The 14,018-nt window shown below is 66.6% G+C and carries 15 protein-coding genes; 10 read left to right on the plus strand and 5 right to left on the minus strand.

Features of this window, described 5'->3' with window-relative positions; translation table 11 throughout:
* Nucleotides 1–56 precede the first annotated feature (56 nt).
* The 7 genes from truB (at nucleotide 57) to pnp (ending at nucleotide 6,837) form a co-directional block, all read left to right on the plus strand.
* Nucleotides 57–968, plus strand: a complete 912-nt coding sequence (gene truB / locus GC146_RS07125) for a tRNA pseudouridine(55) synthase TruB (protein ID WP_291836428.1) — start codon at nucleotides 57–59, stop codon at nucleotides 966–968.
* Nucleotides 969–1,018: 50 nt separating this feature from the next.
* Nucleotides 1,019–1,540: a DUF1643 domain-containing protein gene (locus GC146_RS07130; RefSeq protein ID WP_291836431.1), complete on the plus strand. Its 522-nt coding sequence runs from the start codon at nucleotides 1,019–1,021 to the stop codon at nucleotides 1,538–1,540.
* 77 nt (nucleotides 1,541–1,617) lie between these two features.
* Nucleotides 1,618–2,529: an alpha/beta hydrolase gene (locus GC146_RS07135; RefSeq protein ID WP_291836434.1), complete on the plus strand. Its 912-nt coding sequence runs from the start codon at nucleotides 1,618–1,620 to the stop codon at nucleotides 2,527–2,529.
* A 105-nt stretch (nucleotides 2,530–2,634) separates the two neighbouring features.
* Nucleotides 2,635–3,630 carry a calcium-binding protein gene (locus GC146_RS07140; RefSeq protein WP_291836437.1) on the plus strand — a complete coding sequence of 332 codons (996 nt, stop codon included), beginning with the start codon at nucleotides 2,635–2,637 and terminating at the stop codon, nucleotides 3,628–3,630.
* A gap of 135 nt (nucleotides 3,631–3,765) precedes the next feature.
* The gene (rpsO, locus tag GC146_RS07145) at nucleotides 3,766–4,035 is read left to right on the plus strand and encodes a 30S ribosomal protein S15 (protein WP_291836440.1); all 270 of its coding nucleotides are present in this window, start codon (nucleotides 3,766–3,768) and stop codon (nucleotides 4,033–4,035) included.
* 101 nt (nucleotides 4,036–4,136) lie between these two features.
* Nucleotides 4,137–4,541, plus strand: coding sequence for a GFA family protein (locus GC146_RS07150; protein WP_291838457.1), 405 nt, complete (start codon nucleotides 4,137–4,139; stop codon nucleotides 4,539–4,541).
* A gap of 163 nt (nucleotides 4,542–4,704) precedes the next feature.
* The gene (gene pnp / locus GC146_RS07155) at nucleotides 4,705–6,837 is read left to right on the plus strand and encodes a polyribonucleotide nucleotidyltransferase (protein ID WP_291836444.1); all 2,133 of its coding nucleotides are present in this window, start codon (nucleotides 4,705–4,707) and stop codon (nucleotides 6,835–6,837) included.
* 128 nt (nucleotides 6,838–6,965) lie between these two features.
* Here pnp and GC146_RS07160 read toward each other — a convergent pair whose 3' ends face one another.
* Genes GC146_RS07160 through GC146_RS07175 form a run of 4 tightly spaced genes read right to left on the minus strand, consistent with a single transcriptional unit; the run spans nucleotide 6,966 to nucleotide 10,093 of the window.
* Nucleotides 6,966–8,012, minus strand: coding sequence for a succinylglutamate desuccinylase/aspartoacylase family protein (locus GC146_RS07160; protein WP_291836447.1), 1,047 nt, complete (start codon nucleotides 8,010–8,012; stop codon nucleotides 6,966–6,968).
* Nucleotides 8,012–8,917: a 30S ribosomal protein S6--L-glutamate ligase gene (gene rimK, locus GC146_RS07165; RefSeq protein ID WP_291836450.1), complete on the minus strand. Its 906-nt coding sequence runs from the start codon at nucleotides 8,915–8,917 to the stop codon at nucleotides 8,012–8,014. Before rimK ends, GC146_RS07160 begins: the two co-directional genes overlap by 1 nt.
* On the minus strand, nucleotides 8,914–9,432 hold the full coding sequence (locus GC146_RS07170; RefSeq protein ID WP_291836452.1) for a RimK/LysX family protein: 519 nt from the start codon (nucleotides 9,430–9,432) through the stop codon (nucleotides 8,914–8,916). The genes rimK and GC146_RS07170 overlap by 4 nt, the downstream gene beginning before the upstream one ends.
* Before the next feature lie 7 nt (nucleotides 9,433–9,439).
* Nucleotides 9,440–10,093 (minus strand): peroxiredoxin, encoded by a 654-nt coding sequence (locus GC146_RS07175; protein WP_291836453.1) that lies wholly within the window; start codon nucleotides 10,091–10,093, stop codon nucleotides 9,440–9,442.
* Nucleotides 10,094–10,239: 146 nt separating this feature from the next.
* On the opposite strand from GC146_RS07175, the gene GC146_RS07180 reads away from it, so the two are divergent.
* Both GC146_RS07180 and GC146_RS07185 read left to right on the plus strand, forming a co-directional pair.
* Complete coding sequence (locus GC146_RS07180) at nucleotides 10,240–11,679, plus strand: aldehyde dehydrogenase family protein (protein WP_291836454.1); 1,440 nt, start codon at nucleotides 10,240–10,242, stop codon at nucleotides 11,677–11,679.
* A 144-nt stretch (nucleotides 11,680–11,823) separates the two neighbouring features.
* Nucleotides 11,824–12,750, plus strand: a complete 927-nt coding sequence (locus GC146_RS07185; protein ID WP_291836457.1) for a ring-cleaving dioxygenase — start codon at nucleotides 11,824–11,826, stop codon at nucleotides 12,748–12,750.
* 58 nt (nucleotides 12,751–12,808) lie between these two features.
* Here the strand turns inward: GC146_RS07185 and GC146_RS07190 are convergent, their stop codons facing one another.
* Nucleotides 12,809–13,471 (minus strand): RluA family pseudouridine synthase, encoded by a 663-nt coding sequence (locus tag GC146_RS07190; RefSeq protein WP_291836459.1) that lies wholly within the window; start codon nucleotides 13,469–13,471, stop codon nucleotides 12,809–12,811.
* A gap of 102 nt (nucleotides 13,472–13,573) precedes the next feature.
* Between GC146_RS07190 and GC146_RS07195 the strand changes: the two genes are divergently transcribed.
* The gene (locus tag GC146_RS07195) at nucleotides 13,574–13,990 is read left to right on the plus strand and encodes a nuclear transport factor 2 family protein (protein ID WP_291836461.1); all 417 of its coding nucleotides are present in this window, start codon (nucleotides 13,574–13,576) and stop codon (nucleotides 13,988–13,990) included.
* Nucleotides 13,991–14,018 lie beyond the last annotated feature (28 nt).

A 14,018-nucleotide genomic window follows, 5' to 3' on the forward strand; every position in this document is an offset into this window, starting at 1 on the left:
GACCGGGGCGAGCCGCTTGGATAGGCGGGCCGCCTTGGAAGCAAGAGGGGCCAACGATGGGACGCACACGCAAGGGGCGCGACATTTCCGGCTGGCTGGTGGTCGACAAGCCCGCCGGCATGACCTCGACTGCCGTGGTCAACAAGGTGCGCTGGGCGTTTCAGGCAAAGAAGGCCGGCCATGCCGGCACCCTTGATCCGGCCGCAACCGGGCTGCTGGCCGTGGCGCTGGGAGAGGCGACAAAGACCATCCCCTACATCACGGACGCGCTGAAGTGCTATGCCTTCACCGTGCGCTTCGGGCAGTCCACCACTACCGATGATGCCGAGGGCGAGGTGATTGCAACCAGTGATGCCCGCCCGACCGATGCCGCGATCAAGCAGGCGTTGGGCCCCTTCGTGGGCAATATCATGCAAGTCCCGCCGCAGTTTTCCGCCGTAAAGGTCGACGGCGCGCGCGCCTATGACCTGGCCCGCGACGGCGAAGAGATGGACCTTGCCGCGCGGCCGCTCTGGGTCGAGGAACTGGTGATGACGGGGCGGCCCGACGTCGATCACGCGACGTTTGAAATGACCTGCGGCAAGGGCGGCTATGTCCGCTCTGTCGCGCGCGATCTGGGCCGCGCGCTTGGCTGTCTTGGTCATGTGACGGCGCTGCGCCGGTTGTGGTCTGGCCCCTTTGCGGTGGAAAACGGGGTGGACCTTGATACCGTCGAGCGCCTTGCGCATACGCCGGAGCTTGACGCGCATCTCCTGCCGCTCGAGGCGGGGCTGCACGAGTTGCCGGAACTGCGATGCCCGGCTGACAGCGTGCCGCGCCTGCGCAACGGCAACCCCGCGATGGTCTTTCCCGGCGAGGCCGAATACGGCGACACGGCCTGGGTCAGCCATGACGGCCGGGCCATCGCCGTGGGCCAGTATCGCGGCGGCGAACTGCATCCGGCGCGGGTCTTCGCCGCCAACGGCTAGGCCCGTATCCGGCCTTGGGACGCCTCCGGCGGGGGAGTATTTGGGGCAAGATGAAACCGCAGACGATCTTGCGACAGGCCGTCCGGCCGGACGGGACCGGCGCGGCCGTCTATTCCACCTGCGGACGTTACCGGCTGTCGCTGACGCGGGACTGGGGGCCCGGGCGCGCGGCGGTTTTCGTGATGCTCAACCCGTCGACGGCAAGCGAGGCGACGGACGACCCGACCATCGCACGTTGCACCGGCTTTGCCCGCGCGCTGGGGGCGGGCGGGATGGAGGTGGTCAACCTCTTTGCCTTTCGTGCCACCCACCCGCGCGATCTGCGCCGGGCCGAGGACCCCGTCGGCCCGGATAATGACGCAGCCATCCTGAGCGCCGCGGCCCGCGCGGGGTGGCTGATCTGCGCATGGGGCATTCACGGCACGCTGCACGGGCGCGGCACCGAGGTGGCCGCGCTGTTGCGCGCCGCCGGGCACCGGCCGCAGGTGCTGGGCCTGACCAAGGACGGGCACCCCCGCCACCCGCTTTACCTGCGACGCGATGTCCAGCCGGTGGACTGGATCGCAACCTGATCGCCGGGAAAGCAGGCGAACGGCTTGGCGGCCGAGTTACAGTCGCGCGCGGTTGCCAGCTGGGATAGGCTCTTCGCATGATCGAAGGATTCGTCCCCTCCCGCGTCGATTGCGGCGATGTCACGCTGTCGGTGCATCGCGCCGGGCAGGGCGCGCCGCTGATCCTGCTGCACGGCTACCCGCAGAACCATCATTGCTGGGCCGCGGTCGCCCCCGGCTTTGCCCATGATTTCGACGTGATCGTGCCCGACCTGCGCGGTTACGGCGACAGCGATGCGCCGCCCGACGACGACGCCCACACCACCTATTCCAAGCGGCGCATGGCCGCCGACATCATCGGCCTGATGGACGCGCTGGGGATCGAGCGCGCCGCGGTGCTGGGCCATGACCGGGGCGCGCGCGTGGCCTACCGGCTGGCGCTGGACCATCCCACGCGGATCTTCGCGTTGGGTATCGTGGAAATCGTGCCGACGGGCGATTTCTGGGCCGCGTGGAATGCCGAGCTTGCGCTCAGCGCCTATCACTGGACCTTCCTCGCCCAGCCTGCACCGCTGCCCGAAACGCTGATCGGCGCCGATCCGGTTGGTTACATCGACTGGACCCTGCGCAGCTGGACAGGTGGCAAGACACTAGATGTCTTTGCGCCGGACGCGCTGGAAAGCTACCGGGCGCAGGCCCGCGATCCCGCGCACCTGCATGCGACGTGCGCCGATTATCGCGCCGGTGCCACCACCGACCGCACCATCGACACAGCAGACCGCGCCGCGAAACACAAGATCGCCGCACCGGTCCGGTTCCTCTGGGGCGAAGGCGGATTTCCCGCCCAGACCGGCGATCCGCTGGGCCTGTGGCGGCCGTGGTGCCGGACGCTAAGCGGCGAAAGCTGCGCTTCGGGCCATTTCGCGATGGAAGAAAACCCCGCCGCGGTGCTGGCCGCCTTCGGTCCGTTCTTCCGCAAGGCCGCGCGCGGCCTCGGGACCAGCCGTTAACCAACCACAGCGAAAGTCGGCCGGGCCCGCGCCTTGACATGCTATGACCTTGCCCCGGGGGTGTCTGGTGGCCGTTCGGCCGCCTTTGGGTGAAGGTTTGATGGGATGCTTGCTATCCTGAGCTTGCTGGGTGTGGCGATCTTCGGCATGGCCCTCATCCCCCATCCCGACGATGCGGCGCCGGGAGATGATGGCGAGGGTGACGCTGCCGACAGCACTGAAAGCGTCCAAACCGTCTCCGTTGACACCTTCCTGCAGGGATCCGGCCCACAGGATGGACCGCCGGACGACACGCATATGCCATCGGGAGAGTCCACCGATCCCACGGCTGACCCTTCCGGCGACAGCGTGCAGACCATTTCGCTCGATCACCTCTTCATTGGCGGCCCGGGGCGCGACGTGTTCTTTACCGGCGACGGGGCGGATACCGTGCTGGGCAATGGCGGGGACGATCACCTGAACGGCGAAGGCGGCAACGACACGCTGGTAGGTGGCGACGGTAATGACGAGATCCACGGCGGCCTCGGCGATGACAGCCTGACGGGCGATGCGGGCAATGACACGCTTCTGGGCCATGTCGGCAACGACACGCTGGACGGCGGCGCGGGGGATGACCAGCTTAACGGCGGCGGCGGCAACGACACGCTGCTGGGCGGGGCCGGCAACGACTCGCTACTCGGATACGAGGGCGACGATACGCTCGTTGGCGGCGCCGGGGCCGACGTGCTGCATGGCGGGGCCGGCAACGATACGCTGGACGGGCGCGATGGCCCGGATCCCGCCACGCTGGACTATCTCAATGGCGGGCCGGGCGATGACACGCTGATTGCCGGAGCAGGCGACAATCTCAATGGCGGTGACGGGGCCGACATCTTTGCCCTCGACGCGCAGAGCGCCGCGCAGGGCAGCGTCCACGTGGACGACTACAACCCCACCGAAGACGCACTTGTCGTACTTTACGATGGCAGCCACGCCGCGCCAGAACTCAGCGTCAGCAGCGACGCAAGTGGCAGCACGCTGTTTGCTGATGGCACCGCGGTGGCCACACTGGCCGGGGTCAAGACATTGGACCTCTCGACGGTCCACCTCGTCGCGGCCTGAGATTCTGCTTTTCTTCGGGGCCGATTTGCCCTATGCGCACGCATCCCGAAGGCCTCGCGCCTGCGTGACACCTCCAAGGGCCCTGCTGGACGACATCCCGGCATGCGCCTTAACCCTTTGATGAAGGAGACCCCGATGTCGATCACTGCCGAAGAAAAGGCGCGCCTGATCAAGGAATACGCGACGAAGGAAGGCGACACCGGTTCGCCCGAGGTTCAGGTTGCGATCCTGTCCTCGCGCATCGCCACGCTGACCGAACACTTCAAGACCCACAAGAAGGACAACCACGGCCGTCGTGGCCTTCTGGTGATGGTTGCCACCCGCCGCAAGCTGCTGGACTACGTCAAGCGCAAGGACGTGGCCCGCTACCAGTCGCTGATCGAGCGTCTGGGCCTGCGCCGCTAAGGCCGGCACCTACCTGGATTTGGAAACGCCCGCGCCGCAAGGTGCGGGCGTTTTCCTTTGCCCCCGACCCGTGGCAAGATAAGGCAGCGGGAGGATGCGCGATGGGGTCCCATTCCGGGGGGTGTCTGTGCGGTGCGCTGCGGCTGGTCGCAGAAGGCGCACCTTTGCGGGTTGGCATCTGCCACTGCATGGACTGCCGCAAACACCACGGCGCCCCATTTCTGGCCATCGCAGTCTTTCCGGCATCGGCCGTCACCGTGACCGGCAGATCGGCCGCGTGGAAGGGCCGCCATTTCTGCCCTTGTTGCGGCTCTTCCGTGTTTGCAGTCAGCGGCGGCGAGGTGGAAGTGCACCTTGGCACCCTCGATGCGCCAAGTCAGTTCAGGCCAACTTACGAACTGTGGACAAGCCGGCGCGAAGCGTGGCTGCCCGCCTTCGAAGGAACCCGGCAATATGCCCGCGATCGCGATGACGATGTGCCGATCGGTCCAGCCGGGCAGGGCTGAGCCTGCCCCTTTCCAGCCTTGCCGTTTTCCTGTATGGCCCCCCAATCTGTGACGTAGCGCCCTGACCCCGGCGCTCGCGAAGGACAGGGGTGGGCGGCAATGGGGCCGCCACACAAACGGGAGACCCGGAACGCCGGGAGTGCTCCCTCATAGGAAACGATAGATGTTCAATGAAGTGAAGAAATCCATTCAGTGGGGCGAAGAAACGCTGACACTGGAAACGGGCAAGATTGCCCGCCAGGCCGACGGCACCGTCATCGCCACTCTGGGCGAAACCAGCGTGATGGCGAACGTGACCTTCGCCAAGGAACCGAAACCGGGGCAGGACTTTTTCCCGCTGACGGTCCACTACCAGGAAAAATACTATGCCGCGGGCAAAGTGCCCGGCGGCTTTTTCAAGCGCGAAGCCCGGCCGACCGAAAAGGAAACGCTGACTGCCCGCCTGATCGACCGTCCGATCCGCCCGCTGTTCGTCGAAGGCTTCAAGAACGAAGTGCTGATCATGTGCACCGTTCTCAGCCATGACCTCGTCAACGACCCCGACGTGGTGGCGATGATCGCCGCTTCGGCCGCGCTGACGCTGTCGGGCGCGCCCTTCATGGGCCCGATCGCCGGTTGCCGCGTGGGCTTTGTCGATGGCGAATACGTGCTGAACCCGACCGTCGACGACATGCACAAGCTGCGCGAGAACCCCGAGCAGCGGCTGGACCTGATCGTCGCCGGCACGAAAGACGCCGTGATGATGGTGGAATCGGAGGCCTACGAGCTGTCCGAGGCCGAGATGCTGGGCGCCGTCACCTTTGCGCACGAGCAGATCCAGCCGGTGATCGACCTGATCATCGATCTGGCTGAAACGGCCGCCAAAGAGCCCTTCGATTATGCCCCGCCCGACTACAGTGCGCTGCTGGCCGCGGTCAAAGCCGCCGGCGAAGAGCAGATGCGGGCCGCCTATGCGATCACCGACAAGCAGGCCCGCGTGGCCGCCGTGTCTGACGCGAAGGCTGCCATCAAGGCGACGCTGAGCGAAGAGCAGCTGGCAGACCCCAACCTCGGCACCGCGCTGAAGAAGCTGGAATCCTCGGTTCTGCGGGGCGATGTCGTCAAGCATGGCCGCCGCATCGACGGCCGTGGCCTCGACGTGGTCCGCCCGATCGTGTCGGAAACCGGCATCCTGCCGCGGACCCATGGCTCGGCCCTGTTCACCCGTGGCGAAACGCAGGCGCTGGTCGTGACCACGCTGGGCACCGGCGACGACGAACAGATGATCGACGCTCTCAACGGCACCTACAAGTCGAACTTCCTGCTGCACTACAACTTCCCGCCCTACTCGGTCGGCGAAGTGGGCCGCGTGGGCAGCCCCGGCCGCCGCGAGATCGGCCATGGCAAGCTGGCCTGGCGCGCGTTGCAGGCGGTTCTGCCGGCGGCGACCGATTTCCCTTACACCATCCGCGTCGTCTCGGAGATCACCGAGTCGAACGGCTCATCCTCGATGGCCTCCGTCTGCGGCGGTTCGCTTTCGATGATGGATGCTGGCGTCCCGCTCAAGGCCCCCGTGGCCGGCGTGGCGATGGGCCTGGTGCTGGAAGACGACGGCGAATTCGCGGTGCTGACCGACATCCTTGGCGACGAGGACCACCTCGGCGACATGGACTTCAAGGTCGCTGGCACCGAGAACGGCATCACCTCGCTGCAGATGGACATCAAGGTCGCAGGCATCACGCCGGCGATCATGGAAAAGGCACTGGCACAAGCCAAGGCCGGCCGTCTGCACATCCTTGGCGAGATGTCCAAGGCGCTGAGCAGCGCCAATGCCTTCAGCGTCCATGCCCCGCGCATCGAGACGATGACCATCCCCACCGACAAGATCCGTGAAGTGATCGGGTCGGGCGGCAAGGTCATCCGCGAGATCGTGGAAGTGTCGGGTGCCAAGGTCGACATCAACGACGACGGCGTGATCAAGATCGCCTCGTCGAACGGCGATGCCATCCAGAAGGCCTACGACATGATCTACTCGATCGTGGCCGAGCCGGAAGAGGGCAAGATCTACAAGGGCAAGGTCGTGAAGCTCGTCGATTTCGGCGCCTTCGTGAACTTCTTCGGCAAGCGCGATGGCCTCGTCCATGTCAGCCAGATCGAGAACCGCCGCCTGAACCATCCCAGCGACGTGCTGAAGGAAGGTCAGGAAGTTTGGGTCAAGCTGCTGGGCTTCGATGATCGCGGCAAGGTCCGCCTGTCGATGAAGATGGTCGATCAGGAAACCGGCAAGGAAATGACGGAAGAGGCAGCCGCCGAATAAGCGGCGCCCGATCGTATCAAGCCAAAGGCCCCGGCGGCGACGCCCGGGGCCTTTTTTCTTGGGCCGCGCTCTTCTTCTGGCCGGAAATACTCTCGGGGGGCGCGGGGGGCAGACGGCCCCCCGCCCTCTCAGATAATCTCGTCCTCGTCGAACAGCGGCTGTGCCTCGATCTGGTCGGCAAGTGCGCCCAGCGCCGCCTCGGCGCGGCCCGGGTCGGGCAAGGCCGCAATGTGAAAAAGGGCATCCCCCTCGTTGACTACCGGCAGGATGCTGCGGCCCACGATCATGCCGCCTTCGCTCGCCACCACCTCGATCTCGTTCTCGCCGAACGGGTCCGAGATGATGCCCAGTACGTCACCCGCCGCCACCACATCTCCCGCCTGTCGAAAACTGCGCATCAGCCCGCCCGCAGGCGCGCGCAGCCAGCTGGACCGGGCACTGCGGATCGGCCGGACGGTTGGCTTCTGCACACCCTTGGCACCGATCAAGCCCTGCGCGCGCATCACACGCAGGATGCCGTAAACCCCCGTCCGCGCGGCGTATTCGTCGAATCGCAGCCCTTCGCCCGCCTCGTAGAGCAGCACGTCGATCCCCCGCGCGGCCGCCGCCCGGCGCAGAGAGCCGTCACGTTCCTTCGCGGTCAGGATCACCGGCGCGCCAAAAACCTCGGCCATCTCGGCCAGGCTGGTGCTGCCGGGGCTGATGCGGACCTGCGGCAGGTTGGTGCGCTGCACGGCGGCTGAATGCAGATCAATCCCGAACGAACACCGCGCGACGACTTCGGTCAGAAACAGGTGCGCCAGCCGCGCCGCCAGCGAGCCCGAGGCAGAACCGGGAAACACCCGGTTCAGGTCGCGGCGGTCCGGCAGGTACCGCGACTGGTTGAGAAAGCCGAAGGTGTTGACGATCGGCACCGCCAGCAGTGTGCCGGAAACCCGGTCAAGCTGCGGCGCGCGCAACAGCCTGCGCACCACTTCGACCCCGATCACCTCGTCCCCGTGGATGGCGGCCGAGACGAACATCACCGGCCCCGGTTTCTTGCCATGCACAACGTGAACTGACAGCGTCACCGGCGTATGATCCGTCAGCGTGCTGACCGGCAATTCGACCGTGGCGCGCTGCCCCGGCGCCACGCGCCGCCCACCAATCTCGAAGGGCTTGCGCACCCCGCTCATCAGCCCTTGCCTTTGGTCCGGGTCTTGCCGACCTCTGCATTCTTTTCAATGAAGGCGATGATCTTGTCGGCGATGTCGATACCCGTCGCATTTTCGACGCCTTCAAGACCGGGAGAGGAGTTTACCTCCATCACCACCGGCCCGTGATTGGCGCGCAGCATGTCGACGCCACAGACGTTCAGCCCCATCGCCTTGGCGGCACGGATCGCTGTTGCGCGCTCTTCGGGCGACAGTTTTACAACCTGCGCCGACCCGCCCCGGTGCAGGTTCGACCGGAACTCGCCATCGGCGCCCGTCCGCTTCATCGCGGCCACCACGCGACCACCCACGACAAGCGCGCGAATGTCGGTGCCGCCGGCCTCCTTGATGAACTCCTGCACAAGGATGTTCACGTTGGCGCCGCGAAACGCCTCGATCACCGATTTCGCGCTGCGGTCGGTATCGGCCAGCACCACGCCAATGCCCTGCGTCCCCTCCAACAGCTTGATGACCACGGGCGCGCCGCCGGCCAACTTCAGTACCTCTTCGGTCTGCTTGGCGTCATGGGCAAAGGTGGTGACCGGCAGGCCGATACCGTCGCGTGCCAGCAGTTGCAGCGAACGCAACTTGTCCCGGCTGCGGCCAATGCCCACGCTTTCGTTCAGCGGGTAGACCCCCTGCATCTCGAACTGACGCAGCACGGCCAGCCCGTAAAAGGTGATGGACGCGCCGATGCGCGGGATCACCGCGTCGTAATGCGGCAGCTTTTCGCCATTGTAGTAGATCTCGGGCCGGCGGCTGGCGATGTTCATGTAACAGCGCAGCGTGTTGATGATGTCGAGCTGGTGGCCCCGCGCCTCGGCCGCCTCCTTCAGCCGGCGATGCGAGTAAAGCTCGGGGTTGCGCGCGAGCATGGCGATCTTCATGGGGTGTCCTCGGGCAGGGATTCCGGCGGTGTGACTGTTCCGCCAGATTCGCGCAAGGCCATGTCAACGCCGCGACGCGTGGTCAGAAAAGACCGCCCGACATCCACCAGCAGGCCGCGCCGCCGCAGCGCCGTGCGGCCAAGGATCAGCGGATGGGTCATGCCCGCGCGGTCCGCCAGCGATACCTCGATGGGCCAACGCCGGCCGGCGATCACCAGCGTTGTCACGATCACCGGGCGGGCCTCGGCGATGCCGCTGGTGTTGCGGATCGCCCGGCGATCGACCAGCGGCGCCTCGCAGATGACCGTCTCTAGCAGCCCGGCATGGGGCACGCGAAAGCGCAGCCAAGGCGCGCCATCGCGGCTGAACCGTTCCAGCCGCGTCGCATGCAGCGCGGATGTTCGCGCGCCGCTGTCGATCTTGGCAACGATGCCGGTCAGCCCCAGCGCGGGCAGGTCGACCCGCTCGCGCCAGCCGATGGTGGTGGCGGGCGGCCTTTGCGCGCGCGGGGGCAAGCTGGCCTCAGGCGGGTAGCTTGGTCTTGCGCAGGTAGGGCAGGACCGTGGTGAACTCGCCGAACTTCGCCTTCGCATCGGCATCGCTGACCGCGGTCGGGATGATCACGTCATCGCCCAAGTTCCAGTTGGCCGGCGTCGCCACGCCTTTGCCGTTGGCGGTCTGCAGCCCGTCCAGCGCACGCAGCACCTCGGCAAAGTTACGGCCCACGTTCATCGGGTAGACCATGCTGAGCTTCAGCTTTTTGTCCGGCCCGATGATGAAGACCGCGCGCACCGTCGCGGTGTCGTTGGGCGTGCGTCCGTCGGGCAGGTAGGCCTCGGCCGGCAGCATGTCGAAGGCCTTGGAAACCTGCAGGTCGGTATCGGCCACGATCGGGAAGCCCGGCTTGGCACCGCCGGCCACCTCGATGTCCTTCTTCCACTTCACGTGGTCCTCGACCCCGTCAACGGAAATGCCCATCACCTTGGTCCCACGCTTGGCCCATTCGTCGGCCAGTTGCGCCACGGCGCCGAATTCGGTCGTGCAGACGGGGGTGAAGTCCTTGGGATGGCTGAAAAGGATCGCCCAGCTGTCGCCGACCCAGTCGTGCAGCTTCAGCTCGCCCTGGTCGGTCACGACGGTCAGGTTGGGGATGGTATCGTTGATGCGCAAGGCCATGTCGATTCTCCTGTCATGTGATGTCGCAGCCGGTCTTTCGGTGCGCCGTTGAACCCCATATAAGGCCCCTCAGCGGCGGGCGCCACCGCCCGCCACCCCGACACGCTGCCCCGCAAGGCGACGCAGCAACAATCCTGGAGTTTCCGATGATCGAAAAGCGCGAATTCTACATCGACGGCAAATGGGTCGCCCCGGCCAAGTCCCGCGACTACCACGTCATCGACCCCTCCACCGAAGAGCCCTGCGCCATCATCAGCCTCGGCGACCAGGCCGATACCGATGCCGCCGTTGCTGCCGCGCTGCGCGCCTTCGACAGCTGGTCGGTCAGCGACCCGGCAGATCGCTACGCGCTGGTCGAGCGGATCCTCGCCCAGTACGAGTCCCGCGCCGAGGAAATGGCGCAGGCGATCAGCCTTGAAATGGGCGCGCCCATCGACATGAGCCGCGCCGACCAGGCCCCCTGTCTGCCCTGGCACCTCAAGAACTTCCTCGACGCCTACAAGCATATCGAGTGGATCAAGCCGCTGCGCGCCGACACACCCAACGACCGCATCGCGCTGGAACCCATCGGCGTCGTCGGGCTGATCACGCCGTGGAACTGGCCGATGAACCAGGTCACGCTGAAGGTGATCCCGGCGATCCTGGCCGGCTGCACCGTGGTGCTGAAGCCGTCAGAGGAATCGCCCCTGTCCTCGCTGCTTTTTGCCGAGTTCATGCATGACGCGGGCACCCCGCCGGGCGTCTTCAACCTCGTCAACGGCGATGGCCTTGGCGTGGGCACTCAGCTGTCGGCGCACCCGGATGTGCAGATGATTTCCTTCACCGGCTCCACCCGCGCCGGCAAGGCGATTTCGAAAACCGCCGCCGAAACGCTCAAGCGCGTGACGCTGGAGCTGGGTGGCAAGGGCGCCAACGTGATTTTCGCCGATGCCGACGAACGGGCCGTGCGCACCGGCACGAAAAAGTGCTTCTACAACTCCGGCCAGTCCTGCAACGCCCCCACCCGGATGCTTGTGGAACGCTCGATCTATGACCGCGCGGTCGAGATTGCCGCGGAAGTGGCCAACGAGACCCGTGTCGGCCCGGCCTCGGAGCCCGGCAACCACATCGGTCCGGTCGTCAACAAGGCGCAATACGAAAAGATCCAAGGCATGATCGAGGCCGGGATCAAGGAAGGCGCGCGGCTGGTTGCGGGCGGCCTCGGCCGGCCCGAGGGGCTGAACCGTGGGTATTTCGTTCGCCCGACGGTTTTCGCGGACGTGAACAACAAGATGCGCATCGCGCAGGAAGAGATCTTTGGCCCGGTTCTGTCGATCATCCCCTTCGAAACCGAGGAAGAGGCGGTCCAGATCGCTAATGACACGCCCTACGGCCTGACCAACTATGTCCAGAGCCAGGACGGTGCCAAGCGCAACCGCATGGCGCGCCGCCTGCGCTCGGGCATGGTCGAGATGAACTACAAATCCCGCTCTGCCGGATCGCCCTTCGGCGGCGTCAAGGCGTCGGGCCGCGCCCGCGAGGGCGGCACCTGGGGCATCGAGGAATTCCTCGAGGTCAAGGCAATCTCGGGCTGGGCGGCCGAATAAGGCGATCCGGGCGAAGGTAACGGGGGGCGCGGCACCGAAAGGGCCGCGCCCCTTTTGTTTGCCTGCGCACACAGCCCCTGCGGCCCCGGCGATGATCTGCGCGCCGATTCACGCTATGCTTTTCACTAACCGAAAGGACGCATCATGCTCGACCAGATCAAGGGGCTTCACCACGTTACCGCGCTGGCCTCGGCCCCGGCCGCGAACAATGCCTTTTGGACCCGCACGTTGGGCCTGCGCCGGGTCAAGACGACGGTGAACTTCGATTCACCCGACGTCTATCACCTCTATTTCGGCGATGCCGCGGGCACGCCCGGCACGGTCATGACCTATTTCCCCCGCCCCCACAGCAAACGCGGCACGCGGGGCACCGGCGAGGTCGCGCTTACCGCCTTCTCGATCCCGCCCGGCACCGCCGCCACCTGGGCGGGCCGGCTGGACGCCGCGGGCGTGCAGAACATCGTGCGCGATACCGCCTTCGGCGCAGCGCGCGTCCTTTTCGACGGCCCGGACGGCGAACGCCTGGCCCTGGTCGAGGCCGAGGACGACCGCGCGCCCTGGACCACGCCCGAGATCGACGCGGGGCTTGCCCTGCGCGGGCTGCACTCGGTGGTGCTGCATCTTGCCGAGGCGGACCAGACCGCGGCGCTCCTGCGCAAGATGGGCTATGCCGAATTGGCTCGCGAGGGCGATGTCACCCGCTACGCCCTCCCCGGCGGCGGGCCGGCGCGGGTCGTCGACATCTTGCCAGATCCCGGCGCGGACCGGGCGCACCAGGGCGCGGGATCGGTCCATCACATTGCCTTCGCTGTCGAGAACCGCGCGCGTCAGGCCGAGGTTCGCGAGACCCTGCTGGCCGCGGGCTGGAAGGTGACCGAGGTCAAGGACCGCGACTATTTCTGGGCAATCTACTTCCGTAGCCCCGGCGGCGTGCTGTTCGAGGTTGCCACAAACGAGCCCGGCTTTGCCGTCGACGAAGACCCGGCACATCTGGGCGAGGCCCTGCGCCTGCCCGCCCGGCACGAACACCTGCGCGAAAAACTGGAGACGACACTCGCCCCCCTCGACTGACGCGCGGCTTCATCTTGCCCGAAATACTCCCGCCGGAGGCATCGCCGCCCTGCGGCGATCAGAACGGGCTGGGCGATGAAATCCGCATCCCCGCCCCGCCATCGGGGTGGCGGAATTGCAGCGTTTCGGAATGCAGCATCAGGCGCGGAAAGTCCCGTGCAGGCCCCGTGGCATAGAACGGATCGCCCAGGATCGGGTGGCCCAGCGCCTGCATGTGGACGCGCAGCTGGTGCGACCGCCCGGTGCGCGGCATCAGCCGCACGCGGCTTTCCGCGTCGCTCGCCCGCATCACGCGCCAATCCGTCTGCGCCGGGCGGCCGTTCTCGTGATCGACATGCTGCAGGGGGCGGTTGGGCCAGTCCACCGCGATGGGCAGGTCCACCGTGCCGGTGCGCGGCTCCAGCCGGCCCCAGACGCGGGCGACATAGGTCTTCTTCGTCATCCGCTTCTCGAATTGCAGGCCAAGGTGGCGCTGCGCATGCGGTGTCAGCGCGAAGATCATGACGCCTGACGTATCCCGGTCCAGCCTGTGCACCAGCAGCGCCTGCGGAAACACCGCCTGCACCCGCGCCATCAGGCAATCTGCCAGATGTGCGCCCTTGCCCGGCACGGACAACAACCCCGACGGCTTGTCGACAAGCAGCACCTCATGATCCTCGTGCAGGATCACCAGCGGGCCATCGGGCGGATCATAGGCAGTGTCGAAGGCGGCATCAGACATGGCGCCCCTCTACCGCCCGGCGCGCAGCGGGGCAACAGCGCGCCCCCCTTGCGCCCGAAGCAGACCACGGCCACTCTTGCGAGGTCAGCGATGGAGAGCCCGATGCACCCGACGATTGCCGCCTTCGAGGCCGCTGCACAGACCGGGGACGAGGCCGCGCTGGCGCCGCTTCTATCGCCCGTGGTCCAATTCCTGCCACCGACCTACTGGGCCAGGTGGCAGGGCCCCGAGGCGGTGGCGGCCGTGCTGGGCCACGTCGGGCAGGTCTTTACGGATTTTCGCTATCGCCGCGTGATGGGACATGGGCCCGACTGGGCGCTGGAGTTCCAGTGCAAGGTCGGCGATCTGGACGCAGTTGGCGTGGACCTGATTACGCTGGACGCCGACGGGCTGATCGCGCAGCTGGAAGTGGTGATGCGCCCGCTGAAAACCGTCGCGGCGCTGCGCGAAGCGATGAATGCCCGGGTCGCGACCGATCCCCGGTTCTTGAAACTCCGCGATGCACTGACGGACGGCTGAGCGCGCGCCAAACCGGTCCCCCCCGGCT

It is taken from the genome of Limimaricola sp. (assembly GCF_016125575.1).
Taxonomy (GTDB): Bacteria; Pseudomonadota; Alphaproteobacteria; order Rhodobacterales; family Rhodobacteraceae; genus WGLM01.